This is a genomic window from Amphritea sp. HPY, from assembly GCF_050870985.1.
Classification (GTDB): Bacteria; Pseudomonadota; Gammaproteobacteria; order Pseudomonadales; family Balneatricaceae; genus Amphritea.
Genome location: NZ_CP194015.1, coordinates 2,218,337 through 2,244,134 on the forward strand (window position 1 = coordinate 2,218,337; position 25,798 = coordinate 2,244,134).

General features: G+C 52.5%; 22 protein-coding genes. 7 read left to right on the forward strand and 15 right to left on the reverse strand.

Features of this window, described 5'->3' with window-relative positions:
• The first annotated feature begins 113 nt into the window (after positions 1-113).
• Entirely contained in the window at positions 114-1,325 is a 1,212-nt protein-coding gene (locus ACQUQM_RS09980) for a YbfB/YjiJ family MFS transporter (protein ID WP_432474331.1), read from the forward strand.
• An 81-nt stretch (positions 1,326-1,406) separates the two neighbouring features.
• Here the strand turns inward: ACQUQM_RS09980 and ACQUQM_RS09985 are convergent, their stop codons facing one another.
• The 3 genes from ACQUQM_RS09985 to ACQUQM_RS09995 all read right to left on the reverse strand — a co-directional run bounded on the left by ACQUQM_RS09985 (position 1,407) and on the right by ACQUQM_RS09995 (position 3,112).
• A complete protein-coding gene (locus ACQUQM_RS09985; protein ID WP_432474332.1) occupies positions 1,407-1,808 on the reverse strand; it encodes an SMI1/KNR4 family protein in 402 nt (133 codons plus the stop codon).
• A 75-nt stretch (positions 1,809-1,883) separates the two neighbouring features.
• Complete coding sequence (locus ACQUQM_RS09990) at positions 1,884-2,357, reverse strand: peroxiredoxin (protein WP_432474333.1); 474 nt, start codon at positions 2,355-2,357, stop codon at positions 1,884-1,886.
• Positions 2,358-2,500: 143 nt separating this feature from the next.
• Complete coding sequence (locus tag ACQUQM_RS09995; protein ID WP_432474334.1) at positions 2,501-3,112, reverse strand: TetR/AcrR family transcriptional regulator; 612 nt, start codon at positions 3,110-3,112, stop codon at positions 2,501-2,503.
• Positions 3,113-3,232: 120 nt separating this feature from the next.
• Here ACQUQM_RS09995 and ACQUQM_RS10000 point away from each other — a divergent pair, with 120 nt between their 5' ends.
• Positions 3,233-4,369: an efflux RND transporter periplasmic adaptor subunit gene (locus ACQUQM_RS10000; protein WP_432474335.1), complete on the forward strand. Its 1,137-nt coding sequence runs from the start codon at positions 3,233-3,235 to the stop codon at positions 4,367-4,369.
• Positions 4,366-7,470 carry an efflux RND transporter permease subunit gene (locus ACQUQM_RS10005; protein WP_432474336.1) on the forward strand — a complete coding sequence of 1,035 codons (3,105 nt, stop codon included), beginning with the start codon at positions 4,366-4,368 and terminating at the stop codon, positions 7,468-7,470. Before ACQUQM_RS10000 ends, ACQUQM_RS10005 begins: the two co-directional genes overlap by 4 nt.
• 12 nt (positions 7,471-7,482) lie before the next feature.
• On the opposite strand, the gene ACQUQM_RS10010 is transcribed toward ACQUQM_RS10005, so the two are convergent.
• From ACQUQM_RS10010 to ACQUQM_RS10065, 12 genes are all read right to left on the reverse strand, one after another.
• Complete coding sequence (locus tag ACQUQM_RS10010; RefSeq protein ID WP_432474337.1) at positions 7,483-9,219, reverse strand: hydrogenase maturation protein; 1,737 nt, start codon at positions 9,217-9,219, stop codon at positions 7,483-7,485.
• 156 nt (positions 9,220-9,375) lie between these two features.
• Positions 9,376-10,434, reverse strand: coding sequence for a hydrogenase expression/formation protein HypE (gene hypE, locus ACQUQM_RS10015; protein ID WP_432474338.1), 1,059 nt, complete (start codon positions 10,432-10,434; stop codon positions 9,376-9,378).
• A 23-nt stretch (positions 10,435-10,457) separates the two neighbouring features.
• Complete coding sequence (hypD, locus tag ACQUQM_RS10020; RefSeq protein ID WP_432474339.1) at positions 10,458-11,618, reverse strand: hydrogenase formation protein HypD; 1,161 nt, start codon at positions 11,616-11,618, stop codon at positions 10,458-10,460.
• Positions 11,618-11,902 (reverse strand): HypC/HybG/HupF family hydrogenase formation chaperone, encoded by a 285-nt coding sequence (locus ACQUQM_RS10025; protein ID WP_432474340.1) that lies wholly within the window; start codon positions 11,900-11,902, stop codon positions 11,618-11,620. The genes hypD and ACQUQM_RS10025 overlap by 1 nt, the downstream gene beginning before the upstream one ends.
• Positions 11,874-14,342 (reverse strand): carbamoyltransferase HypF, encoded by a 2,469-nt coding sequence (gene hypF, locus ACQUQM_RS10030; protein WP_432474341.1) that lies wholly within the window; start codon positions 14,340-14,342, stop codon positions 11,874-11,876. The genes ACQUQM_RS10025 and hypF overlap by 29 nt, the downstream gene beginning before the upstream one ends.
• A 244-nt stretch (positions 14,343-14,586) precedes the next feature.
• Positions 14,587-14,907: an AzlD domain-containing protein gene (locus ACQUQM_RS10035; protein ID WP_432474342.1), complete on the reverse strand. Its 321-nt coding sequence runs from the start codon at positions 14,905-14,907 to the stop codon at positions 14,587-14,589.
• Entirely contained in the window at positions 14,904-15,671 is a 768-nt protein-coding gene (locus ACQUQM_RS10040; protein ID WP_432474343.1) for an AzlC family ABC transporter permease, read from the reverse strand. Before ACQUQM_RS10040 ends, ACQUQM_RS10035 begins: the two co-directional genes overlap by 4 nt.
• A gap of 25 nt (positions 15,672-15,696) precedes the next feature.
• A complete protein-coding gene (locus tag ACQUQM_RS10045) occupies positions 15,697-16,671 on the reverse strand; it encodes a bifunctional helix-turn-helix transcriptional regulator/GNAT family N-acetyltransferase (RefSeq protein WP_432474344.1) in 975 nt (324 codons plus the stop codon).
• Between the two features lie 554 nt (positions 16,672-17,225).
• Positions 17,226-18,494 carry a bifunctional molybdopterin-guanine dinucleotide biosynthesis adaptor protein MobB/molybdopterin molybdotransferase MoeA gene (locus tag ACQUQM_RS10050; protein ID WP_432474346.1) on the reverse strand — a complete coding sequence of 423 codons (1,269 nt, stop codon included), beginning with the start codon at positions 18,492-18,494 and terminating at the stop codon, positions 17,226-17,228.
• 34 nt (positions 18,495-18,528) lie between these two features.
• On the reverse strand, positions 18,529-19,347 hold the full coding sequence (locus ACQUQM_RS10055) for a substrate-binding domain-containing protein (RefSeq protein WP_432474347.1): 819 nt from the start codon (positions 19,345-19,347) through the stop codon (positions 18,529-18,531).
• The gene (locus ACQUQM_RS10060; protein ID WP_432474348.1) at positions 19,344-20,120 is read right to left on the reverse strand and encodes an ABC transporter ATP-binding protein; all 777 of its coding nucleotides are present in this window, start codon (positions 20,118-20,120) and stop codon (positions 19,344-19,346) included. The genes ACQUQM_RS10055 and ACQUQM_RS10060 overlap by 4 nt, the downstream gene beginning before the upstream one ends.
• Positions 20,117-20,869, reverse strand: a complete 753-nt coding sequence (locus ACQUQM_RS10065; RefSeq protein ID WP_432474349.1) for an ABC transporter permease — start codon at positions 20,867-20,869, stop codon at positions 20,117-20,119. The genes ACQUQM_RS10060 and ACQUQM_RS10065 overlap by 4 nt, the downstream gene beginning before the upstream one ends.
• Before the next feature lie 352 nt (positions 20,870-21,221).
• On the opposite strand from ACQUQM_RS10065, the gene ACQUQM_RS10070 reads away from it, so the two are divergent.
• From ACQUQM_RS10070 to bcrA, 4 genes are read left to right on the forward strand one after another with little or no spacing between them, the layout of a single operon-like run.
• On the forward strand, positions 21,222-21,995 hold the full coding sequence (locus ACQUQM_RS10070) for a cyclohexa-1,5-dienecarbonyl-CoA hydratase (protein ID WP_432474350.1): 774 nt from the start codon (positions 21,222-21,224) through the stop codon (positions 21,993-21,995).
• Positions 21,996-21,997: 2 nt separating this feature from the next.
• Positions 21,998-23,158: a benzoyl-CoA reductase subunit C gene (gene bcrC / locus ACQUQM_RS10075; protein ID WP_432474352.1), complete on the forward strand. Its 1,161-nt coding sequence runs from the start codon at positions 21,998-22,000 to the stop codon at positions 23,156-23,158.
• A 2-nt stretch (positions 23,159-23,160) separates the two neighbouring features.
• Positions 23,161-24,471: a benzoyl-CoA reductase subunit B gene (bcrB, locus tag ACQUQM_RS10080; protein WP_432474353.1), complete on the forward strand. Its 1,311-nt coding sequence runs from the start codon at positions 23,161-23,163 to the stop codon at positions 24,469-24,471.
• A 12-nt stretch (positions 24,472-24,483) separates the two neighbouring features.
• Positions 24,484-25,797 (forward strand): benzoyl-CoA reductase subunit A, encoded by a 1,314-nt coding sequence (bcrA, locus tag ACQUQM_RS10085; protein WP_432474354.1) that lies wholly within the window; start codon positions 24,484-24,486, stop codon positions 25,795-25,797.
• Position 25,798 lies beyond the last annotated feature (1 nt).

Sequence of the window (25,798 nt, forward strand, 5' to 3'; positions counted from 1 at the left end):
AGTCAACAAGCAATCATTCTCAAATAGAGAATATTTAGTTCTCTATTATTCGCTTGTAAAGAACCTTATCAATAAATACGCTTATATGCATCGCTTTAACAGGTTTCTTTATTATGGATATAGATTCTCAAAACCATACCGGCCATCTCAAAGTCCTCGGCTCGGGCCTGTTAGGCCTGATCCTGACTATCGGTATCGCCCGTTTCTGTTACACCACCCTACTACCTGCGATGCAGCTGCAGGCCGGTCTGAGTGATCTTGCCGGCGGCTATCTGGCAACCATCAATTACATCGGTTATATGTGTGGTGCGCTGATTGCAGCTACCGTTGGCAACCTTAAAACCAAAGATTTCCTCTATCGGGCTGGCCTGGTGACAGCCGTAATTACGACGTCAGCGATGGCTTTTACAGACAATCTATATATCTGGGCTGTTCTGCGATTTTTCTCTGGACTTAGCAGCGCCACAGGCATGCTGATCAGTGCCGGGCTGATCATGAACTGGCTGATCCGCCACGGCCATCGAAGTGAACTGGGTATCCATTACGCTGGCGCCGGACTCGGCATTATTGTCAGCGGCCTGGCGGCAGAACTGATGTTTGACTATCTCAACTGGCGCGAACAGTGGTTCGCCCTGGGACTCATAGGTGCACTGATTGCCATCCCGGCATGGCGCTGGCTGCCAAGACCCGATACCAGCCATCAAACGATAGCCGGTCAACAGCTGCAGGATAATCCCCCCGGTCGACGCTGGCTGATTCTGCTGGGAATAATGTATTTCTGTGCCGGTTACGCTTATGTTGTCAGTGCAACCTTCCTGGTGGCAATTGTCGAAGCACAACCTGCGCTGCAGGGGGACGGCCAGATCGTCTGGATCTTCGTTGGGCTGAGTGCAACCCCGGCGGTTATTATGTGGGATCGGGTGGCCCGTAACCTGGGTGAACTGAACGCCCTGCTGATCGCATTTCTGATTCAGATTGTCGGCATTATCCTGCCGGCAGTTAACGATAATTTCTGGTTGGTACTGCTCAGTGCAGTGCTCTATGGGGGCAGCTTTATCGGTATTGTCAGCCTGGTTCTGGCGATGGCCGGCCGCTTCTATCCAACCAAACCGGCAAAACTAATGGGCAAACTGACGCTTTTGTATGGCATTGCCCAGATCGGAGCGCCCGCCATCGCCGGAATTATTGCCGATAACGGTGGCAGCTACGCCGACTCACTCTATATCGCCGCGGGCATTTCAGTACTTGGCGCGGGGATGATCCTGGTGATGCAATGCCTGCAGCGCCGGGAGCAAGCCTCGTCTGACACTCAAGCAACTATCTGAGTCTCAGAAAACCATCTGACAGACGACAAAAAACGGCCTTTGAGGCCGTTTTTTTATGCGCATTTAGCTTAGCTCAACTTATTAGCTGACCAACCAGACTTCCCGGCACCACTCCTCAATACTGGTCCACTCTTCTATGTCACCACTTTCCGGGGTCCAGAAAATCACTGCACCTTCCAGGTTGACCACATAGAAGCCGCCGGCATGGGCACAGATCGGCGTCAGCTCACGGGACAACCCTATTGACCAGGCATAAGCGGCCACTTCAGGAAGATGCGTATGAGAAGCAGGATCGGCGACGGTAACAGGTTCAAGTGATCCACAGATCACATCACTGACCTTAAGCAGAAACTCTTTGAAATCCGGATGCAGCGGGACACAGATATCCTCTTCCGCCTGCACCACATCATCAAAGTCAGGCAGCTCCAGCGGCATCGCCACATCGGCGTTTGCTTGCCGCAAGGCATCAATTACATCTTGCATCGGTATCTTATCCCGGAAAATTAAGAACCGGATTATATCCGGTTCTTTCAATGGCAGACAGAGCTGCGACCAATATCAGAGCAGTGCAAGCACCGCTTCGGCACTACTTTCCTTAAACTCTTTAGGCTGTTCAAGGTTAAGCGTAGTTACCACACCATCTTCGATAATCATGGCATAACGGCGCGACCGGATACCGCCAAACGCACCGCTATTCATTTCAAGTCCCAGTGCCCTGGTCAGGTCTGCACCGCCGTCCGCAATCATCGTAATCTGCTCAGCATTCTGGCTATCAGCCCAGGCTTTCATAACAAACGCATCGTTAACAGAAAGGCAGGCGATCAGATCCACCCCTTTAGCAAGCAGTGCGTCGGCATTCACCACATAACCTGGCAGGTGAGACGCCGAACAGGTTGGCGTAAAAGCCCCCGGCAATGCAAACAGCACGACTTTTTTACCCGCAAATAACTGGTCCGCTGAAACCGACTCAGTTGCACCATCCTGAACTGCAGTAATCCCTACTGCAGGAATTTTGTCACCCACATTAATCATTATGAACACCCTTACGTTTTTTCAATCAACCGATACCCGCATCATTGTATTATGACAAAGCAAAATATACATACGATAAGCGATTTTGCACGATTCTATACTATTTGCCTGGCCAGGTTATAACAGAATAAGTACTTGATTCTTCAGCTATAGGCCCGGATAAACATATCGACACTGTCCTGAATATATTGTTGATGTGCCTCTTCGCTAAGCCGCTCTTCAATATTCAGTTCAACCCGCATACGCTGCTCTCCCTGCATCATTAACAGGAACTGTACTGCTGCAGTGTGCGAATCAGCGATCTTCAGCACACCCATCTGCTGGTATGCAGCCATCATTTTGGCCACTTCAGCAATCACTTGCTTTGGGCCGGCGGTGTGGAACATACGCGCGACATGGGGATAACTCTCTGCCTGCGAGACGCAGGTACGATATACATTGACAGCTTCATTGGACAAGATCAGCGCCGAGAACCGCAGCGCCAGCGTGATTAAAGAGTCCCGCAGCTTAGCCGGATCAAGATCAGCTGCACCTACTGCTGCCAGATCATAGGCTATACATTTTTTGTTAATTGCGGCAACAAACAGCTCATCCTTATTACCAAAGTGGCTATAGACTGTCTGCTTGGAAACGCCGGCCTCTTTGGCTACCAGATCCATACTTGTGCTTTGAAAGCCTTTCTCGGTAAACAGTTGCTCCGCAGCGGCCAGAATCTGGCTGCGTTTTTCTTCACTTTTACTGCGCGGTTTGTTCATCGACGACCTTTTATTCTGAATATCTTTCCTGTCTATTTTAGCCAATCAAACTGGACAGTCCAGTTTTATAAAACTAGACTAGACCGACTAGTCCATTTTAATTCATGCACTGTGACTCCTATGACAACCTACAAGTTCCCTTTCAGCATTATCAAACTGGTGACTCTGGCAGCACTTTCTGTGTTGATCAGTGGCTGTAATCTTAATGAAGCAGAGGTCAGTAACGATCAGCCTTACTACCATCTGACACAAGGGATTAAATTGACACAGCAGGATGGTTACCAGGTGAAACGCCAATATGTCGGCAGCGTCCAGGTTAATCAGAATGCCAGTATCGGCTTTGAACTGGCGGGCAAAATTGCCGATATTTATATAGACGCCGGTGAAACTGTCACCCAGGGAACTATTCTGGCGACACAAGATGTCCAGCTATTAAATATCGAGCGTAAAGAACTGCAGGCCCAATTACGCCAGAACCAGGCAGACATCAACCTGGTAGCTAACAATCTTAAACGCCTGCGCACCTTGAGTAGCCGCGGTTACGCATCAGAACAAAGCATTGACGAACTACAGGCCAGACAGAAAGCGCTGGCGGCAAACCGGCAACGCATAACCGCCTCGCTCAGCGCCAATCAGCTACGAATTGAGAAATCCACCCTGATTGCCCCATTCGATGGCACTATCAGTCAACGTAATGTTGACCGGGGAGAAGTTATTAAAGCTGGCAGTCCGGCATTCACCCTGCTGCAACAAGGCGGAGCTGAAATAAAAGTCGGCGTGCCTGTCAATATTCTGCCCCAGCTGAAACAGCAACAAGAGATCAGCATTACGATCAATAAAGTGAGCTACCCCGCACGGCTGATTACTCAGGGCTCCGATGTTAATCAGATTACCCGTACTGTCCAGTTACGCTTTGCCCTGCCCGCCGACAGTGCTGTCGTTAATGGTGAGCTGGCTTATCTGCAACTACCGCAACAGTACCCGCAGCAGGGGTTCTGGGTTCCGCTTTCTGCGTTGACCGATACCGTGCGAGGGTTATGGACCGTCTATCAATTACAACCGACGGAAGATCCCGGCTTATTCCAGCTGGAAGCACGCAATATCAAAGTACTGTACAGCACGGCTACCGACGCTTACATTGCCGGAGCCTTGCAAGCTGGCAACCATATTCTGGCCGCGGGAACTCAACGGCTGGTCGCAGGCCAGCTGGTTCGCGCGAGCCTGCCGGGTGAAACACTGGAGGTAAGCAAGCAATGATCAGTCAGATTCTTGAAAATGGTCGTTTGTTAAGCCTGGTGATTGTGCTTCTTCTGGTCGCAGGGCTTGGCTCCCTCTCCACACTCCCCCGTACCGAAGATCCCCGTATAACCAAGCGTGATGCCACTGTAATAACTAACCTGCCCGGTGCCAGCGCTGAACGGGTTGAAGCGCTGCTGACTGATCCGATCGAGAACCGGCTTCGTAAGCTGCCACAGATACAACTGATCCGCTCGACATCGCGTCCGGAAAATTCGGTGATCAGCATCAAACTGAAAGACAGCATCACTGAACCCGATATCGTCTGGTCCCGGGTCAGGGACCAGCTACGGGACGTCTATCCTGAGTTACCATCCGGCTCCAGCCCCCCCCGACTGGATGACGATCATGGCTATGCTTTCGCCCACCTGATCGCCCTGAAATGGAACGGCTCAGGAGAAGCCGACCTGGCCACCCTGGGGCGCTACGGTAAAGAGTTGCAAAACCGTTTAAGAGTATTATCTGGCACTGATTTTGTTGAAATTATCGGCGAACCCGATGAAGAGATCCTGGTAGAAGTTGACCCCGGACTGGCAGGAAAGCTGCAACTGTCGGCAGATAGCATTGCCCGAAGCCTGGCCGCTGCAGATGCAAAAGTTGCAGCTGGTCAGCTATACAACCGGCAAAATCAGTTTCAATTGGAGCTGACCGGCGCGTTGGATTCGGTAGACAGAATCCGACAGGTTCCCCTGCTCAGCGACGCTAACGGTTTTATATTCCGGGTGGATGACCTTGCCGAAGTCCGCCAACAGGTCAGGTGGCCGCCCCGCGAAATTGCGCTGATTGATAATAACCCTGCGGTCGTAGTGGGAGTACGTATGCTACCCGACCTGCGCCTGGACAAATGGAGCCAGTCAGTAGCCAATGAACTGGAGCAATTCCGGTCACTTCTGCCGGGCAATATCGCTATGGAGTTGCTGTTTGATCAGAACCTCTACACCGAAACCAGGCTGGGTGAACTGGTCAATAACATCCTGATCGGTTTTCTTATCATTGTCAGTGTGCTGCTGATAACACTGGGCTGGCGCTCGGCGCTTATCGTATCGCTATCGCTGCCACTGACAGTACTCTTCACCCTCACCTGCATGAACTATTACGGTTTACCGATTCATCAGATGTCAGTCACCGGCCTGGTAGTTGCGTTGGGGATTATGGTGGATAACGCCATCGTCATGACCGATTCCATCCAGCAACGGCGCCAGCAAGGCATTGCCGCCGCAACCGCAGTCATTGAATCGGTACAACACCTCTGGATTCCTCTGCTGGGCTCGACCCTGACAACAATTCTGGCCTTTATGCCGATCGTTATCATGCCGGGTCCTGCCGGTGAGTTTGTCAGCGGAATTGCACTCAGCGTGATCTTCTCACTGATCGGCTCCTACCTTATATCCCACACTATCGTGGCCGGGCTGGCTGGTCGCTTTATTCCACGGGAAGCTAAACAAGCCTACCACTGGAGTAGGCACGGCGTTGAATTCAAGTGCGTCAGTAATCTGTTCAGCCGCTCTCTATCCTGGGCCCTAAATGCCCCTAAATCGGCAATAGCACTGGTATTAATTCTGCCACTCAGCGGATTTATCGGCGCCAAGCAATTGACCGAGCAATTCTTTCCGCCATCAGACCGGAATATGTTTCAGATAGAAGTCTACCTGCCGGCACAATCCAGCATCATGGCAACGCAACGGGTTGCCAGGCAGATCTCAGCAATACTCGAGCAGAAAGACGGCATTGAACATGCCCGCTGGTTTATCGGAAACAATGCACCTTCGTTTTACTACAATATGGTTCCCCGTCAGCAAGGCGCTCAGAATTACGCTCAGGGAATGATTACCACCACCAGTTTTACGACCGCCAACCGGCTGATGCCGTTGCTCCAGCAAGAGCTGGATGACAGTCTCCCAGGCGCACAAATTCTGGTCAGAAAGCTGGAACAGGGGCCACCGTTCAACGCTCCGGTTGAGTTACGTATCTTTGGCGCTAATCTGGATACACTCAAACAGCTGGGTGATGAAGCCCGTCGAATACTGCTTAAAACGGATCAGGTCGTGCATACCCGGGCCACCCTGCAACCGGGCATTCCCAAGGTATGGCTAAAGACCGATGAAGATGCCAGCCACCTGAGCGGCTTTACCCTGACCGAGATGGCAGGCCAGCTACAATCCTCGCTGAACGGACAGCTTGGCGGATCAGTGCTGGAGGTAACTGAATCGATCCCGGTACGTGTGCGTGTCGCTGATGACCAGCGACAGGACCTGCAAGACCTGACCAACCTCAGCCTCACCAGGCCCGGAAGCCGGAATAATATCCCCCTGTCGGCACTGGCTGAAACCGAACTACGCCCCAGCCGGGGAGCCATTCCGCGCCGCAATGGGGTACGCGTCAATGTTATCGAAGGCTATATTCGTGCCGGCGTCCTGCCCGCAACGGTACTGAGCAACTATTCAAAACAGCTCGAAGCTGAAGGGTTTATCCTGCCACCGGGATATCGGATGGAAATCGGTGGCGAGTCGGCCGAGCGCAATAAGGCCGTCGGCAAACTGCTGGCCAATGTCGGCATTATTTTCGTGCTGCTGATCACCGTAGTCGTACTGTCGTTTAACTCCTTCCGGATCAGCACCCTGATCTTCCTTTCGGCATTCCAGTCTATAGGGTTAGGGCTGCTCAGCGTATTCCTGTTCAGCTATCCGTTTGGTTTCACTGTAATTATCGCCCTGCTCGGCTTAATGGGTCTGGCAATCAACGCCGCTATCGTAATCCTGGCGGAACTGAAAGCTGATCCGGATGCGATCCGCGGTGACAAACAGGCAATCAGTCGTGCGGTTCTCAGCTGCACCCGTCATATTACCTCCACCACAATTACCACTGTGGGCGGTTTTACACCGCTGATTCTGGCCGGTGGCGGCTTCTGGCCACCGTTCGCGGTTGCTATAGCCGGCGGCACCTTACTCACGACTCTGCTGTCTTTCTACTTTGTACCTGCGGCCTTTCTGATGATGAGCCGTCGTAAAGCTTTTGAACAAAGCAAAGGTACTGAAACTGCTGCCGAAGGAAAAGCTGCCTGAAATAGTCTCAGGTTACAGCTTTCTATGGCAAGCCAGCCAGGACGGAGTTCTGGCTTTAGGCAGCTTTTCAACAAAATGATAACGGGCCACGTGGTAGCTGGGATCAAAACCGTAGAAGTTCAACTTCATCTGCTTCAGTTCCTCATCCCTATATTGTTGCAACGACTTTTCCGCCTGATCGGATGCTAACCGGGCATTACGCAATGCCAGCTGCTGTAAAAAGTCCGGCGCCGCTGCCTGTAATTCAGCCTGTTTAACTATGTCGGCAAGATAGGCTTCGGTATTCCCCATAAAACAGCTATCGATCAACCCAGATTCACAGGCTTCTTCTGCACCAATCGGCAATCGATTTTGCATCAACAGCCGGGCCTGCTCTTCACCCACCCGTTTCGGCAACAGGTAAGTCCAGTATTCAGAACCATAGAGATTACCCATCGACCGGTAATGGGGATTAAGTATGACACTATGCCGGGCTGAAACTTTATCTGCCGCCAGCGCCATAAACACGCCCCCTGCTCCGGCATTACCCCGCATCGCAACCATCGTTAGTTGCTTCGGTGAGTCGATAATCTCCAGGCACAGATCATTCATCGCATTGATATTGCGCCAGGATTCATCCGCAGGGCTTGCCGCCGCCTCTATCTGATTGAGATGAATACCGTTACTCCAGAACTCCGCGCCCCCCATCAAAACCAGCACCTTGATACCCCGCTGCTTGGCATCTTTCACCGCCTGCTGCAGACGCTGACACTGTTCGCTATCCATGGCGCCGTTATAGAAATCAAAAGAGAGGTAGCCGACGGCGTTTGCCTCACGATAGTGAATCTCCTGCCAGGTTTGGAATTGCGGTTGATCCGCAACCGCTAATGGCAGATCAGGCACCCGCAGATCGATCGGTGCAGCTTCCAACTGAGACTTAAGAAAAAAAGTAGCCGGCAACTTGAAGCTAAACTCATCTCCCACAGGATCAGCAGGCCGCAGATGCGTGACCCAGATAGCACCATCGATAGTCGCTATGCAGATAGCCCGATCCCGGGTCGCAATAATCGAGCCTGGATCAGCGCGCAGATCAGAATTCAGCTCCCCCTCCAGCATTCCGTTATAGAGGAAATACTGCCGGCCGGCTATTTCAGTTTTCACACCCGGCACGGAATCCGCCGCCCGAATCCGGGCCAGCACCTCAACACTCGAATGCTGCGACCAGTCGATAGCCCGGTCCGCTTGCTGCATCAGGCAGTGCCATTGCCCCCGAATCTCTGGATTATCATAATTCAAAGCCTGAGGCTGATAACCACCGGCCTCAATAAGTGCGACGGTTTTCAGTATCCCGCTTACCGCAGACTCGGTGATCTCGTTACGATACAGACTGCTTTTACTGGCTGCACGCATATCAAACTCAACCGTAGCCCAGATATCACCGGCGTCCATCTCAGCATCAGCCTGTAAACAGGTGACGCCCCAGCAGTTTTCATCCCGCATTATCGCCCAGTCTACCGATGAAGGCCCCCGGTCACCCTCAATGCCCGGGTGAACGATGATGCAACGATGCTTACGCCAGATAGACTCAGGAATCGCACGCTTCAGAAAAGGCGCAACAATCAGCTGCGGCTGAAACAGCTCAACCGCTTCTTCCGCCACCGCATCATTAATATCAAACTCAACAGAAACGTCATGGCCACGACGCTGCAGTTCAACATACAAACGCTGACTGAGTGAGTTAAAACTATGGGTAAGAAACAGAATTTTCATAAACGACCTAATCGTTAAATTGTTGCGCTGACGTGTTCAACAGAGCTAAAAACTTAAACTGGTTATGTTTTTCGCCAGGCAAGGCCTAGCGAGCGACAGTGTAGTGGGTCTACATCAGCGAGCGTAAACGCTGAATGGCGGAAAACAGGGCCCGTTTTAACAGATGCGGGGGAGCTGTTCGCCATTAATCCAATCCACCATCCGTGTCCCACCAAAAGCAGTTTCCATCTGTACAAAATGAAACGGATCATCATGGACCTCACCGATGATCGCAGCATCAGCGCCTTGCGGATGAGCACGCATCACTGCGAGCAACTGCTCAGCCTTCTCTGCTGGACAAAAGGCGACCAGCTTACCCTCATTGGCAACGTACAGCGGATCCAGACCAAGAAACTCACAGGCAGCCTGAACTTGTGGACGCACCGGTATTTCTGCCTCGCGAATCTGAATGCCGACCTCAGCCTGCTGTGCAATCTCATTCAGCGTCGCTGACAGACCGCCCCGGGTCGGATCGCGCATACAGCTTATTTGCGGCACCTCTGCGACCATCGCTGCTACCAAACCATTCAGCGACTGGCTATCGGACTCAATCGTCGTTTCAAAACTCAGCCCTTCACGCAGTGACATAATCGCTACGCCATGATCTCCCAGCGTACCGGATACCAGTATCTTATCGCCGGACCTGACCTGATCCGCTGAAATATTCAGCCCCGACGGCACCACACCGACACCGGTAGTCGAGATAAAACAACCATCGCCTTTACCCCGCTCCACCACTTTAGTGTCACCGGTAACGATAGCCACGCCTGCCTCTGCAGCAGCCCCGGCCATCGATTCGACAATACGTTGCAGATCAGCCAGAGGAAAACCCTCTTCGAGAATAAAACCAGCAGACAGATACTTAGGTACAGCACCGGACATTGCGACATCATTAACCGTGCCATGCACGGAAAGCCCGCCAATATCACCACCTGGGAAAAATAGCGGCGATATAACATGGCTATCGGTGGCCATCACCACCCGGCCCTGAGGGAGTTCAAAACAAGCCTGATCGTTACGTTGTTCCAGCCAGGGATTGGAAAATGCCTTCACAAACAGCTCATCGATCAGCTGGGCCATCGCCTTGCCACCACTACCGTGGACCATCTCAACCTTGCCCTGCTGCAGATCCAGGCTTTGGCTGTATCTTTTATCAGACTTGCTATTATCAGACATGAAGTCACTCATTCGTTTCTCTCTTATTGTTCCGCAGCAGACGCACCATCGCTGGCAAAAACCCGCTCCTGATAGCGGCCATAACTATAGTAAGCTGCGCATGCTCCTTCGCTGGAAACCATACAGGAACCCAGTGGATTTTCCGGCGTGCAAGGGTCACCAAACAATGAACAGTCGCGGGGTGACTTTACCCCCCGCAGGATTGCACCACATTCACAGGCCTTGTTCTCACGGGCACTGCGATACTCCACCATAAAACGTTTTTCCGCATCAAACTCAGCGTATTCAGACTTAATTCTCAGGGCGCTGTAAGGCACTACACCCAGCCCCCGCCACTCAAAAGCGCGACGCAGTTCAAAGGTATCGGCTACGATCTGCTTGGCCTGTTCATTACCCTGGTAAGTGACTGCACGGGAAAACTCATTCTCTACCTCGGCACGCCCCTCGTTTAGCTGGCGTACCAGCATTCGGATCGCCTGCAATACATCCAGCGGCTCGAAACCTGCGATTACAACGGGCTTCTGGTATTCTTCGGCGAAATAGTAGTAAGGCTGACTGCCGATCACCGTACTGACATGGGCCGGACCGATAAAGCCATCCAGCGGTAACACACCCAACTCCCGAACTTCGGGTGACTCCAGAATGTTACTGATCGCAGCAGGCGTCAGAACGTGATTACAGAATACCGAAAAATTCTTCAGACCGAGTTTTTGCGCCTGACGGATAACCAGAGCCGTCGGCGGTGTAGTCGTTTCAAATCCGATAGCAAAGAAAACCACTTCACGGGAGGGATTGTCCCGGGCAATTTTCAGGGCATCCATACAGGAATAGACCATCCGGACATCGGCGCCATCGGCTTTAGCTTTCAACAGGCTACGCTTACGCGACCCCGGTACCCGCATCATATCGCCGTATGAACAGAGAATGACATTATGACTGACCGCCAATTCGATCGCGGCATCGAGACGATTGATCGGCAACACACATACCGGACAACCCGGGCCATGGATCATCCTGACGTTATCCGGCAACAGATCAGGAATACCATAACGGAAGATGGCGTGGGTATGTCCCCCACAAAACTCCATCAGATGATATTCCCGCTCCGGGTGCGCTTCCGCCCTGATCGCGGCAGCGATATCCCGCGCCAGCTGGCCGTCCCGGTATTCATCAACATACTTCATTATTTATCTGACTCCGCATGTTCTTGCTCTGATGGGTCTTGCTCCAGATGGCCCTCGACGATCTGTTCCAGCTCACCCAACTCCGCAAACAGCTGTAGAGTCCGTTCGGCCTCTTGCGGGTCAATCTTATTCAGCGCGTAGCCAACATGCAGAATGACATAATCACCGACCTCGAGATCGGCAATCAACGCCACATTAATTTCCTTACGTACGCCGCCAATATCGGCAATCGCCAACTCGGCATCGAGGATCTTTTCAATCCGTACCGGAATTGCTAAACACATGTTTTTTCTCCTGATGTGCGGCAACAGGTCCGCCATCTGATTGCTGATCGGCTTTCAGGTGCGCGACAAAGTGCGCTACCTGAGCCTGACCCAGACTGATACCGCTATCATTACAAGGCAACTGCACCGCACAAAAGACCTCAATACCGAGAGCTGTAAGTTGCTGTTCGATACCCTGACGTAATAACTGATTAAGAAAGCAACCGCCCGCTAATACAACCTGGTTAACCTGTTGTGACACACAGACCTGTGCCGCCCAGTCACTCAACCCCGATATTAACTGCTGATGAAACAGCGCAGCACCATATCCGGGATCATCGATCTCAGATATACGACGTAATAGCGGCAGCATCTCAAGCTCAGCAGCGGTCTGAATCAAGCTGGGCTCATCTGGCCAATCGTGATGTTGCAAATACTGATAAGCATGAGATTCCAGCTGCATCGCAGCCTGTGCTTCAAAGCTATTATCGAGACAGATTCCCAACAAAGCAGAAATACCATCGAACAACCGCCCGGCACTGCTTGTAAGTGGGCAGTTAAGATCTTTGGCCAGCATCTGTTGTACTGTTTCACTGGCAGAACAAGCGCTGAACCGAGCAGATATCTCATCAACACGATCCAACCTATAAAGGATTCCGGCGGCAACCCGCCAGGGCTCACGTGCGGCTCGATCCCCTCCCGGCAGAGGCAAAGCGGACAACTGTCCCAGCTGGTCAAAGCCGGTCGCAGAAACCTTCAGCAGTTCCCCCCCCCACAACCGACCATCACTGCCCAGCCCGAGTCCATCAAGCGCGAGACCGATAGCCGGCCCGGTAATCTTGTGTTCAGCCATCACCGCCGCAATATGGGCATGATGATGCTGTACTTGTAACAGGGGTATATCTTTAGCGTCGCAGTATTCCTGCGCCAGCCGGGTACTGAAAAAATCCGGATGCAGGTCACACGCCACCAGCTCAGGCTCAATATCAAGTAGCCGTTGCAGATGCTCGATAGTCTTGTGGAGTGAACGGCAGCATTCCGGATTCGCCAGATCGCCAATATATTGCGAAACGTAAGCCTTATTGCCTTTAGTCAGGCATACCGTGTTCTTAAAAAACGCGCCGCAGGCCAGCACTGAAGGGCCGGATTGGGGCAATTCAATAACCTGGGGGGCCAACCCTCTGCCTCGACGAATCAGCGGCATCGTTTCGCTCAGGCCACTGACTACTGAGTCATCGCAACGAATATGTATATCCCGGTTATGCATAAGGAAGCCATCTGCGATACCCGCAAGCTGCTTAAGTGCCTCTGCGTTATCGGTGACTAATGGATCACCACTGCGGTTGCCACTGGTCATCACCAGCAATAAATTCTGTTTTTGTCCAAGCCATTCGCTACCTGCGGGCTCACCAGCTGCTGTATGAAACAATAGATAATGTAACGGCGAATGGGGCAGCATCACACCACACCAGTTAAGACCGGGAGCAATCCCCTGTAACTCAGCCGATTGCTTCTCTTGTTTAGAATCACGGGTAAACGGACAAAGTACCACTGGAGCATCCTGGGCCTGCAGGCGCTGCCCTGTGGCTGCGTTCAAGTCCACCAGCCCGGTCAGCGATGGCAGGTTAGCAGCCATGACAGCAAAAGGTTTATCCGGCCGCTGCTTACGCTGGCGCAAACGCGCCACTGCTTCTGGATTACAGGCGTCGCACACCAGATGAAACCCACCGATACCTTTGATCGCTATTATGTCACCGGCACGGATCAGTTCTATGACACTCAATAATGGATCAAAACTCTCCAAAACAACGCCTGCAGCGTCATGAAACACGAGTTCAGGGCCGCAGTTACTACAGGCATTAGGCTGGGCATGGAAGCGTCTATCAGCAGGGCTGTCATACTCCTGCTGACAACTATGACAGAGCTCAAATTCCGACATCGTCGTATCAGATCGGTCATAGGGCAGTTGTTTAATCAGCGTATAGCGAGGGCCACAGTTGGTGCAGTTGATAAAAGGATAACGATAGCGGCGATCAGCTGTATCAAACAGCTCTGCCAGGCAGTCGCTGCACACCGAGGCATCCGGTGTAACCGATACTTTAACTTCACCTGCAACGCTGTCGAGAATACTAAAACCGGCGCACGTGACATCGGGTTCAGCAACATCGAATATGAGAGAATCTATCAGCGCCATCGGCGGTTTCTCATCTTCTAACAAACGCTGGAACAGATCCAGTTGCGGTTTATCACCCTGAACACGGATTAAGACACCGTCAGCCCGGTTACAGACAGAACCATTCAAGCCCAGGCGCTGGGCAAGGTTATATACAAAAGGACGAAAACCGACCCCCTGAACCTGACCACAGACCTGTACGACCAATGCACTGAAAGTTAACTCATCCGCACTGAGTGAGTTATTGCAACCATTAATAAGCTGAACCCCTGCCTTGTCATACTGCATTCATAGAAACTATTTAAAAATACAGATAACAAATTATGTGCCAATACCCTTTGGTATTCAGAATATACCCCATTCAGAGGTGTTACGGGGAGGGTTACAACATAACGACCACGATTCCATTCGGGAGAGATTGGAAAGTAGCTTACCAGTATCGTATCAAGCCGGTAAATTATCTACCAGAATCGAAGCCGATCAAAGCTAAAGCATCAACCTTAAGCATAAAACCAGGAGCTTCCGGGAAACCTTACAGACCCAGACCAAAACGCAGTCCGATAAACATCAACATTCCTAACAAGATAGTGGTCAGCAGATCCTTACGGATAAATGCAACCACCGCGGCAAAGAGCGCCGCCAGCAACCAGGGGTTGGTATAACTGGCCCACATTTCCCCCTGAGGTAGTAATACCGCAGGCACAATAATGGCCGTTAATACTGCCGGTGGTACAAAGCCAAGCGCCAGATTAAGCCAGGCCGGAAAATGCACCCGACCGGCCACGGCAAATAGTACATAACGGACACTGAAGGTGACCAGGAACATACCCAGAATAAGTATAACTTCATTCATAGCACGCTCTCCTCAGAACCGGCTTCTCGTGCAGTTGTATCAGCTGCATTAAGTTGTCGCTGCAATAACAGATGCAAAGACAGCCCCACTGCGATACCACAGACCGCAGCAACCAACAGACCCAGCTTATGGGGTAGCGAGATCGTCGCAATCGCCATAGCTCCTGCCACAACAACCGCTCCCCACATCGGTTTATTCTTGAGATACGGCACCACCATACCGATAAAAGTAACCGACATGGCAAAATCCAGGCCCCAACTTGTCATGTCCGGAAACAGCTCTCCTAAGCCGATTCCCAGCCCGGTGCAGAACACCCAGTTGCTATACATCGCCAGCCAGGAACCAAGATAGAACCAGTGGGCATCGGTTGTATCCTGCTCGACAAGATAGCGGTTACTTACTGCAGCGAAGGTTTCATCGGTCAGCCCGAAGGCCATCATTACCCGCCAGCGCTGGGGCAGATGACGAACTTTCGGCACCAGATTGGCGGCATAGAGCATGTGCCTCAAATTCACCACGAAAGTGGTCGCGATAATCACCGGAATCGCAGCCCCAGCCGCGAGCAGACCCAACGCAATAAACTGCCCGGAGCCGGCGAATACAAACACTGACATAGCCAGCGCCCCCATAGCCGACAAACCGCTGGGTTCAGCCAGGGTACCGAAAATAATACCGAACGGAATAGCGCCCAGGATTAATGGCAATGTTGCTTTAGCACCGGCAACCATTTCCCGGCGCTGCTTATAATTCAATGTCACAGACATACTCGACCTGCTGTTCTCTGTAGCGTTAAAGCTTAACTGTCATGTAGATATCGGAACGGGGATAATAAGAGACACCATCAGGATGCGGTACTTCACTGAAGCCCAGATTACGATATAACCGGATCGCCCGCTCCAGCTTAGTCGCACTCTCAAGGTAGACCTCTTCAGCACCTAACTCGCGAGCCTTATCAAGAGCAGTCAGCAGCATACGTCGACCAACACCCAAGCCCTGATACTGATCCTCCACACCCATCTTAGAAATCTCAAACAGCTTATCGCCATGCCGCGCCAACGCTACACAACCGATAACCTCCCGCTCACCGTTATCCTTCACCCGGCGGGCAAACCAGATATACCCTCCCCGGGCCAGATAATATGCTTCCGGCGTATCCAGCGCCTGCCGGTCATGTTCGGTCAGTTCACCATCAAAATAGCTGTTCAACCACTCAAGATTCAACTCCCTGAAATGGTCTCTGAGAGCTGAATCCCAACCGACTACCTCGATCTCAACTACCTTCTTTCTTTTATCCAGTTGTCCCAGCACCGGCTGAATAAAACCTTGCTGATCCAGTATTGTTTCGAACTCATCCAACGCTGCTAACAAAGGATTATCCTGCTGTGAAATCAGCTTATCGATATGCGCTTTAATCTCACGCCAGATCGGCTCTATTCCAACCAGCAGGGCATCACTTTTAGCTGTTAGCTGCAGTAAGAAGCGCCGTTCATCAGAGGGATCAGAAGTCCGGCTAAGCAGATCCTCACTGATCATATTGCGGGCAATCTTACTGATAGCCGGATGACTGACGCCCAGCATCTCGGCAGCCTGGGTAACAGACAACGGGCCTTGCTGATGCAACAGATTAAAAAGCGGAAAAAAAGTAGGATGCAGCGCAATGCCCTGCGCCTGATAGATTGCAACCACATCCTGTATCAGACGATCTGACAAACGACGCAAACGGCTCCCCAAGGAGAGACTGCCGTAGCTTTGCATCTGATCCATAACACCCTCTCTTTTCGCATTCTTTAAAAACACACAAAACAAACTACGTAACTAGTTACGGATATTAATTTAAAAAAAGAGATCTGTATACTCTATTGTGTTGGTTCAATTTGAGACGACAGCATGAACACTGACAAAATGCAGAGCCTGCCGGGGTGACTTGAATCGCCGCATTCCCAACTCTCTCACCCGGGCGGCTAATGTGACAGCCTGCTCTGTTGTTGGCATATGAGACTTGTCGTGAATCGTCTCAGGAATCACTTCTCGATGAGAGACACTATGACTTCGCAATTTATCCGGTACATCATCCTCGGCTCAGCAAGCAAACCTACAATGTCTCGATGCCTGAGGTTGAGGTTTGAATCGACCAGCTTTTCGTAGACGCTCTAATTCCAAAGAGTAACCACCCGTTACTCTCAGAGGGTACACGATTAAATACAATCGAAATCAGCATGCCCGGCAGGCAGGCAGTCTTCCATTAAAGCCCGCCGGTCATACTTTCAGAGAAAGTCAGTAATAATCTGGCGTGTATCCTGCGCAAAACCGGCTGACTGTTAGCATGATAGCAACCCTTTTAAGGGTTGCACCCAGACAGGTTGCCCCACTTCCACCCCGGTACATTCAGGACCCAGCACGATTAGACAATCAGCACGACTCATAGAGGTCAGTATGCCCGAACCCTGCTGGCCAGTGGTGTGCACTACAGGTCGCCCCTCAGCATCCGCTTTGATTATGCCCCGCAGAAACTCACTTCGTCCCACCTGACTTTTAAGAAGCTCCCCACAGGGAAGCTGGAATTGCTGTGGCTGCCAGTGCGAATCCCCCAGCAGCTTTTTCAGTGCGGGTTTTACAAACTGCAGGAAGGTAATCATTACCGCCACGGGATTGCCGGGCAACCCGAAGAACAGCGTGTCTTCCACACGACCAAAGGCCAAAGGACGCCCGGGTTTGATCGCCATCCGCCAGAAATCGACCTCTCCCAGTTGGTCCAGAGTCTCTTTGACATAATCAGCATCACCAATGGAGACGCCACCCGAGCTGATAATAACGTCGGCCTGGCTGCTGGCCTGTTGAAAGGCCTCCTCCAGCGCTTCACGCTGGTCGGGTATCACTCCCAACTCAATCACCTCAACCCCCAGATCACGCAGCATAGCGGTAACGGTATACTGATTGCTGTCGTAAATCTGCCCGGCCTGAAGCGCTTCGCCGGGGCTGCGAATCTCATCACCGGTGGAGAAGTAGGCCACCCGGGGCTTTCTCAATACCTCAACTTCGGCTAGTCCCAACGAAGCGATAAGGCCCATTTCTGCAGGCCCCAGCCCTGTACCAGCACTCAGAGCCTCCTGACCTTTACCCAGATCCTCCCCCGCCAGACGCAGGTGCTGCCCCTTTCTGACACCCGCAGGAAAACTCACCGTCTCGCCGGTGCGACTGCTGATCTCATTAATAACGATGGTATCCAGCCCTTCAGGGATCTGGGCGCCGGTCATGATCTGCACGCACTCACCCGGACCGATTGAGCCGTTAAAAGGATGTCCCGCCAGGACACTGGCGATAACCTGTAGCCGGGTATCACCTTCGGCTGACAGATCCTGTGCGCGTATCGCATAGCCATCCATCGCCGAGTTATTATGGGCTGGTACATTAATCGGCGATATCAGCGCTTGGGCCAGTGTACGCCCCTGCGCTGAATCAAGCGTCACCGTTTCACTCTCAGTCAACGGTGTAACGGCACCGAGAATGCGCGTCAGTCCCTCATCGATACTCAGCATCTTTGTTGGCGAACTGCCAGTACAGCAATCATTTACCACAGTGTCTTTCATAGTGACCTCCCGGACAGCTTAAGCGATGGATGAATTAACGTTTATTAGGATGAAACAGCGCTTCACCGTTTATCTGAAAGGCCGCAATCGCCTGCTGCCCCGGCGGAGACACTAACCACTGAATAAAACGCTTCCCTTCGGTTTCCTTGATATGAGGATGCTTTTGCGGATTCACCAGAATCACGCCATAAGGGTTGAATAACCGTGAATCCCCCTCCACCATCACCTGCAATGAGCCTTTATTCTTAAAGCTCAGCCAGGTCCCCCGGTCGACCAGGGCATAAGCATTCATTGCACTGGCGGTGTTGAGGGTTGCTCCCATGCCGGAGCCGGTTTCCCGATACCAGGCACCAGCATCGGCTCCCGGTTCTACAGCGGCTGACTGCCATAAACCCAGCTCTTTCTTATGGGTCCCGGAGTCATCGCCACGGGAGACAAAAGCAGCAGACGACTTCGCTACTTTTTTCAGCGCAGCAACCGCATCACGTGAGCCCTGAATACCGGCACTGTCTTGCGCCGGCCCTACAATCAGGAAATCGTTATACATCACGTCTTGACGAGCAACTCCGTATTGGTCAGCGACAAAACGCTCTTCCGAGGGCCGATGATGCACCAGCAAAACATCAGCATCGCCGTTACGTGCCAGGCGGAGTGCCTGTCCCGTACCGACGGCCACTACACGCACTTCGATTCCTGAAACCTTCGTAAACTGAGGTAATATATGTGCAAACAGACCTGAGTTTTGTGTTGAGGTGGTCGAGGCCAGTGTGATGTAACCTTCCCCGTGGGCCAGACTCGTCAGCAAGAAGAAACTAAGAGAAAGTAATAACCCAATAGGTGAAAATCGTTTCATTGGCATATCTCCTTTTTTGATCCGGGTTTATGTAACGGGTGTTTAGGATGCCACCAGAGCAGCTCTCCACCCAGAAATGCCCGGGCGTGCTCATTCTTAGGCTTATCAAAAAACTGATCGGCCGGGGCATGCTCAAGCAAACGTCCCCGGTGCATGAATAGCACTTCGTCCGCGATACGCCGGGCCTGCCCCAGATCATGGGTAGTCATGACAATGCGTGTCCCGGCAACATGAATCGCTTCAATAATCTGTTCCACCAGATGCGTCGCTGGCGGGTCGAGACTGGCTGTTGGCTCATCCAGAAACAGGATCTGTGGCTTCAGAGCCCAGACCCGTGCCAGAGCCAGGCGCTGCTGTTCGCCAAAAGAGAGCGCGTGTGCAGGATAGTCAGCAAAACGGCTAAGCCCTGTGCGCTGCAGTACTTCATCGATAATCGCTTCGCGCTTAGGCCGGGCAACTCCGCGAATAGAGAGGGCATAATCAACATTGGCACGGACCGAACGGCGTAGCATCACTGGTCGCTGAAACACCATTGCTTGTTTCCTGGCAATATCATGCTCACAACCGCCCTGCCAGAGAATCTCTCCCGACACCGGTTGTAACAACCCATGACAAAGCCGCAAAAACAGGCTTTTTCCTGCACCGTTAGGGCCAATAATAATGCTGCGCAAGTTCTGCTCGAAGGTACAGGAAACATCTTTAATCAGCCGTTTACCCTGCACCTCAAAATTGACCGCTCTGAGTTCCAGCGGCAATATACTGTGACCTGTCATCTGGCGTTCTCCTTGGTCGGACTACGAAACAAGGCTGGCTTAATACTCGGATTACGCAGCGAGGCAGGCTTATTAATCAAATATGCCAGCGCATTGACCCCGATGGAGAGGAAAATGAGTACCCCCCCCAGACCCAGCGCCAATGCCAGATCGCCTTTGCTCACTTCCAGGGCAATGGCAGTAGTCATTACCCGGGTGACATGATCAATATTCCCCCCGACTATCATTACCGCGCCAACTTCAGCGATAGCGCGGCCAAAGCCCGCTAACATCGCCGTGACCAGAGAATAACGCCCGTCCCAAAGGAGGGTTGGCAATGCCTGCCAGAGCGTTGCCCCTAATGACCTTAGCTGTTCTTCATACTCGACCCACAGTTCCGCAACTATCTGGCGGGTTAAAGCCGCAATAATAGGCATCACCAGAATTACCTGGGCGATAATCATTGCCGTAGGGGTAAATAGCAGCCCCAGAACGCCTAACGGACCGGACCTGGAAAGTAATATATATACCACCAACCCAACGACAACCGGCGGCAAACCCATCAGGGAATTCAAGCCAACAATTACAAATCTACGCCCAGGGAAAGCGAAGATTGCCAGAGCGGCTCCCAATGGCATGCCAACAATAATCGCAATTAACACTGCTACCAGACTGACCGACAAAGACAGCATCACGATTTCAGCCAGCTCATGATCCAGACTGATCAATAGCGAGAAAGCAACACCAAAAGCTTCTGAAAATTCAATCATAGAGCCTCCCCATTGATCAGATCTGTTTTATTGAATAGAGACCCGCGCCTGAAATATGTTAAGAAACCCTCCTCCCGTAAAGGAGACGTCTGGAAATCTAATTATTAAAAGCCGTCCATCAGCGACCATCACCCTCTATTCGCATCTCACGATGACATATTTCACCGCCTAACCTCCACCGCTACCGCCACCACCGTTCCACGTAGCAGAACGGTCGATAAGCAAAGCCTTTGTCACGTCAAAAAAACATGTTGACGTTAACGTTAACATTCCCATAAGATGCACTAAAGTTCATATCAAAACAGCACGACCGGCACAAAACTGCACATTCCAACAATAACAAAGGACCACAATGATGAGCGACAGTCCGCTAAGAGTCTGGTTAGAAAAGGGGGACCGCTTACTCCGGTTACGCCTGTCTCGACCCAAGGCCAACATTGTCGATGCGGCAATGATCGAAGCTCTGAGCGCAGCACTCGATAAACACTTGGGCTCTGCCAAGCTAACTGCGGTGATCCTCGATGCCGAGGGATCGCATTTCAGCTTTGGCGCCAGTGTTGCCGAGCATATGCCCGACCAGTGTGAGGCGATGTTAAAAAGCCTCCACGCACTGATCACTCAGATGCTGGATTGCCCGGTACCTATTCTGGTGGCGATTAAAGGTCAGTGCCTGGGCGGGGGGTTGGAAGTCGCTCTGGCTGGCAACCTGTTGTTCGCCCAGGCCAATGCCAACCTGGGTCAACCCGAGATCAAACTGGCGGTGTTTGCCCCCGCCGCATCCTGCCTGCTGCCCGAGCGCATCGGTCAAAGCCAGGCAGAAGACTTACTCTTCTCGGGCCGCAGCATCGATGGCAACGAAGCCCTGCGCATCGGCTTGATTAACGAGGTCAGCGAGGATCCATCCGCCGCTGCCGAAGCCTATTTTGATACCCATCTGGCATCAGTCAGTGCCCGCTCATTACGCTTTGCTGTGCAAGCTGCCAGTGCTGACAGCATTGAACGAATCAAACAAAAACTGGCAACAGTTGAAGCCCTTTACCTCCAGGAACTGATGGCGACCCACGACGCTGTAGAAGGTTTACAGGCATTCGTCGAGAAACGCGCTGCAAATTGGGAGCACCGATAGTTATGAGTACAGTAGATATTATTAAACGCTGCGAAGAGTTGTATGAAGATACACACTTCACCGCAGCCCGCGAATGGAAAGCTGCTGACCCTTCTCGCAAGGTGATCGGTTACATGCCGGTCTACGTACCGCGTGAGATCATGCACGCCGGTAACATGATGTCGCTGGGTATTCTGGGTGGCGGCGACAATCTCGAAGTCATCCACGGCGATGCGTACTACCAAAGTTACATCTGCCGCATCCCCCGCTCCACCATCGAACTGGGCAAGACCGGCCGTTTGGATTTCGTCGACGGCATGCTGTTCCCCAGTATCTGCGACGTTATCCGTAACCTGTCAGGAATGTGGAAACTGATGTTCCCTGAGGCATATGTTCGTTATTTCGATGTCCCTCAGAACTACAAAGACGACATCGGTGGCAACTACTACGTTGCCGAACTGCAAGAATTGCGCGAAGGCTTAGAGAAACTCTCTGGCAACAAGATCACCGACGAGGCGATCCGTAATTCGATCCAGATCTACAACATAAACCGCAAGCTGATCCGTGAACTTTATGACCTGCGTGCTGAGATGCCACACAACGTCTCCAGTAACGACGTCTACCTGCTTAACCGGGCCGGTATGGTGATACCGGTCGAAGAGCACAACGAAATGCTGCGCGATTATATGGATGCAGCGATGCGTCAGGATAATCCAAAGCGTGATAATTGCCGCATCATCATCAACGGTTCATTCTGCGAGCAACCCCCGCTGAACCTGATCCGTTCGATCGAGTTGGCGGGCTGCTATATCGTCGACGACGATTACATGCTGGTTAACCGCTGGTTGCTGAACGAAGTACCGAGCGAAGGCAATCCGCTGCAAAACCTGGCCGATGCCTTCCTGCATGAATCGGCCGACTCGGCAGCCAAGTACTGTGACCGCCATGAAGATGTCGGCATGTATCTGCTGAGCACCGTCAAGGAGCGCAAAGCAGAAGGAGTTATCTTCGCCGCGCCAAGCTTCTGTGACCCGGCACTGCTGGAACGGCCGATGCTGACCGACCGTATGAAGGAGCACGATATCCCACATATCTCGTTCAAGTACGCCGAGAACTCCGGACAGATGCAACCGATCCGTGAGCAAGCCGGTACCTTCGCCGATTCCATCAAGCTTTGGAGCTAGTCATGAGCGCTAACATTGAAACCTTAGATCCCCAGAAAGACTCCTCGATGCTGATGCAAAAGGAGATGATCAATGCCAACTACGATGCCCTGACTGATACCGCCAATAATGGCAAAAAAGTCTGTTCAACCTTCGTGCCCGGCAACCTGAACGAGTTGATCCAAAGCTTCGGCATGCTCAACAACCTGCCGGAAACCAACGCCATCCAGAACGCCATGCGCCAACAGAGTGGCGGCATGATCCAGAGTGCCGAGCGGATGGGTCACTCCGAGGATGTCTGTACCTACGTTAAGGCCGACATCGGCATGATGAGCAAGGGCAACATCGCCCCTAACGGCAAACCGATGCCCAATCCCGACCTGCTGCTGCTCTCCTACACCGGTTGCTTCACCTTTATGAAATGGTTCGAGCTGCTGCGCCAGGAGTACAAGTGCCCGACCGTAATGTTGCAGGTACCCTACCAGGGTGACGGCGAGGTTACCCAGAACATGCGTGACTTCGTGGTCAAGCAGCTTAAGGAAGAAGTGATCCCGGCGCTGGAGCAAGTCAGTGGCAACAAGTTCGATATCGACGCGTTGCGCGAGCAGATGCGCCGCTCCGCCAAGGCCGAAGACGATCTGGTTTGGGTCCTGGAGAGCGCCAAGAACAAACCCAGCCCGATCGACGCTTATTTTGGTGCGATCTACTATCTCGGACCGATGTTTACCGCCTTCCGGGGTACTCAACAAGCTGTCGATTACTACAGGGTGCTGCGCCAGGAGATCGAACAGCGGATCAAGAACGGTCAGGGACCGATCACTCCCGGTGGATCAATGGGCAAAGAGAAGTATCGCATCGTCATGGAAGGGCCTCCCAACTGGACCAACTTCCGCGAGTTCTGGAAGATGTTCTACGACGAGGGCGCGGTGGTTGTCGCCAGCACCTACACCAAGGTGGGCGGCGTTTATGACCAGGGCTTCCGCCACGATGCCGACAACCCACTCGAGTCATTGGCCGATTACTGTCTGGGCTGTTACACCAACCGCAACCTGCCCAAGCGCGTCGATATGCTGGAGAAGTACGTCAAAGACTACGAGGCCGATGGCCTGCTCATCAACTCGATCAAGAGCTGTAACAGTTTCTCTGCCGGTCAGTTGATGATGATGCAAGAGATCGAAAAGCGCACCGGTGTACCGGGCGCCTTCGTCGAAACCGATCTGGTTGACCCGCGCTACTTCTCGGCGGCGAACGTCAAGAACCGTCTGGAGAGTTACTTCCAGATGATCGAGCAACGCCGTCAGGGCCAAAGCAACATGATCGCCAGCGCGCGTTAACAGGAGCCAGTTATGAAATGTTTTATCGGAATTGACCTGGGATCGACGACAACTAAAGCGGTTGTCATGAATGATACCGGCACCCCGCTCGGGCACGGCATCACCAACTCCCGCTCTAACTATGATACAGCGGCGCTGGTTGCCAAGACCGAGGCGCTGATCAGCGCGCGACTGGTACTACTGCGCCAGGAGCTGGACACGACATCAGGCCTGTCGTTGAGTACCGACGATACCATCAGCATGCTGGAGCGGCACTTCCGCCTGGCCCAGTTCCTGATCCAGCTGAAGAACCTGCAAACGCTGTGTGGCGAAAAAGCCGCCGAGGGCAACTACAAAGAGGATTCGGTCACTTTGGGGAAAGCCCTTGATGGCACCTTCGCCGCACTACAAGTGGAGATGTCCAAGCTATTCGAGCCCGGTGCCGAGCGTAAGTCAGACTTTTTCCGTGATCTGGCCGGTACCGTCTATATGGAAGTCGCTGAGGCAGAGGCGGACCAGCTCAAGATCAACTCAGATACATTGATCAACATCTACGACAAATCGATCATCGAAGTTGAGAACATTCCACCCGAAGTAGATATGAGTGAAACCTTCCTGACAGCACTCGACAGCACCCTTAACGCTGACGAGATCCAGTCTACCGATTTCGGTCAGGTCCAGTCGGCACTGAGAAAAGTGCTCGATATCGAACTCGAAGAGACCTATGTGGTCGGTACCGGTTACGGCCGGGCTCGCCTGCCCTTCCCCAAGGATCACATCCGCTCCGAAATTCTGTGCCACGGCCTGGGGGCGCACCTGATGTACCCCAAGACCCGTACCGTACTCGATATCGGCGGCCAGGATACCAAGGGGATTCAGATCGATGAGAGCGGCATCGTCGTCAACTTCCAGATGAACGACCGTTGCGCCGCCGGTTGTGGCCGCTACCTGGGCTACATCGCCGACGAGATGCAACTCGGTCTGCACGAGCTTGGACCGTTGGCGATGAAGTCGACCAAGAAAGTATCGATCAACTCGACCTGTACCGTATTTGCCGGTGCCGAGCTGCGTGACCGACTCTCCCTAGGTGAGAAGCGCGAAGATATTATCGCCGGCTTGCACCGCGCCATTATCCTGCGTTCGATGTCTATCCTATCCCGCTCTGGCGGTGTCGAAGACGAGCTGACCTTTACCGGCGGCGTGGCCAAAAACGAAGCCGCCGTGAAGGAGCTACGTATTCTGGTTCAGGAAAACTACGGTGATCTGAAGATCAACATCGATCCCGATTCCATTTACACCGGCGCACTGGGGGCAGCAGAATTTGCCCGCCGCGCAGTGGAGGCATAAA

What these genes read in the sequence shown, in the direction of transcription:
- ACQUQM_RS09995 (WP_432474334.1), bottom strand. Translation starts at nt 3,112, where the DNA reads ATGAACAAACCGCGCAGTAAAAGTGAAGAAAAACGCAGCCAGATTCTG.
- ACQUQM_RS09985 (WP_432474332.1), bottom strand. Translation starts at nt 1,808, where the DNA reads ATGCAAGATGTAATTGATGCCTTGCGGCAAGCAAACGCCGATGTGGCG.
- ACQUQM_RS10000 (WP_432474335.1), top strand. Translation starts at nt 3,233, where the DNA reads ATGACAACCTACAAGTTCCCTTTCAGCATTATCAAACTGGTGACTCTG.
- ACQUQM_RS10010 (WP_432474337.1), bottom strand. Translation starts at nt 9,219, where the DNA reads ATGAAAATTCTGTTTCTTACCCATAGTTTTAACTCACTCAGTCAGCGT.
- ACQUQM_RS10060 (WP_432474348.1), bottom strand. Translation starts at nt 20,120, where the DNA reads ATGACAGGTCACAGTATATTGCCGCTGGAACTCAGAGCGGTCAATTTT.
- bcrA (WP_432474354.1), top strand. Translation starts at nt 24,484, where the DNA reads ATGAAATGTTTTATCGGAATTGACCTGGGATCGACGACAACTAAAGCG.
- ACQUQM_RS10065 (WP_432474349.1), bottom strand. Translation starts at nt 20,869, where the DNA reads ATGATTGAATTTTCAGAAGCTTTTGGTGTTGCTTTCTCGCTATTGATC.
- ACQUQM_RS09980 (WP_432474331.1), top strand. Translation starts at nt 114, where the DNA reads ATGGATATAGATTCTCAAAACCATACCGGCCATCTCAAAGTCCTCGGC.
- ACQUQM_RS10040 (WP_432474343.1), bottom strand. Translation starts at nt 15,671, where the DNA reads ATGTCTGTGACATTGAATTATAAGCAGCGCCGGGAAATGGTTGCCGGT.
- ACQUQM_RS10005 (WP_432474336.1), top strand. Translation starts at nt 4,366, where the DNA reads ATGATCAGTCAGATTCTTGAAAATGGTCGTTTGTTAAGCCTGGTGATT.
- ACQUQM_RS10050 (WP_432474346.1), bottom strand. Translation starts at nt 18,494, where the DNA reads ATGAAAGACACTGTGGTAAATGATTGCTGTACTGGCAGTTCGCCAACA.
- ACQUQM_RS10035 (WP_432474342.1), bottom strand. Translation starts at nt 14,907, where the DNA reads ATGAATGAAGTTATACTTATTCTGGGTATGTTCCTGGTCACCTTCAGT.
- ACQUQM_RS09990 (WP_432474333.1), bottom strand. Translation starts at nt 2,357, where the DNA reads ATGATTAATGTGGGTGACAAAATTCCTGCAGTAGGGATTACTGCAGTT.
- ACQUQM_RS10055 (WP_432474347.1), bottom strand. Translation starts at nt 19,347, where the DNA reads ATGAAACGATTTTCACCTATTGGGTTATTACTTTCTCTTAGTTTCTTC.
- ACQUQM_RS10070 (WP_432474350.1), top strand. Translation starts at nt 21,222, where the DNA reads ATGATGAGCGACAGTCCGCTAAGAGTCTGGTTAGAAAAGGGGGACCGC.
- hypE (WP_432474338.1), bottom strand. Translation starts at nt 10,434, where the DNA reads ATGTCTGATAATAGCAAGTCTGATAAAAGATACAGCCAAAGCCTGGAT.
- hypF (WP_432474341.1), bottom strand. Translation starts at nt 14,342, where the DNA reads ATGCAGTATGACAAGGCAGGGGTTCAGCTTATTAATGGTTGCAATAAC.
- ACQUQM_RS10025 (WP_432474340.1), bottom strand. Translation starts at nt 11,902, where the DNA reads ATGTGTTTAGCAATTCCGGTACGGATTGAAAAGATCCTCGATGCCGAG.
- bcrB (WP_432474353.1), top strand. Translation starts at nt 23,161, where the DNA reads ATGAGCGCTAACATTGAAACCTTAGATCCCCAGAAAGACTCCTCGATG.
- hypD (WP_432474339.1), bottom strand. Translation starts at nt 11,618, where the DNA reads ATGAAGTATGTTGATGAATACCGGGACGGCCAGCTGGCGCGGGATATC.
- ACQUQM_RS10045 (WP_432474344.1), bottom strand. Translation starts at nt 16,671, where the DNA reads ATGGATCAGATGCAAAGCTACGGCAGTCTCTCCTTGGGGAGCCGTTTG.
- bcrC (WP_432474352.1), top strand. Translation starts at nt 21,998, where the DNA reads ATGAGTACAGTAGATATTATTAAACGCTGCGAAGAGTTGTATGAAGAT.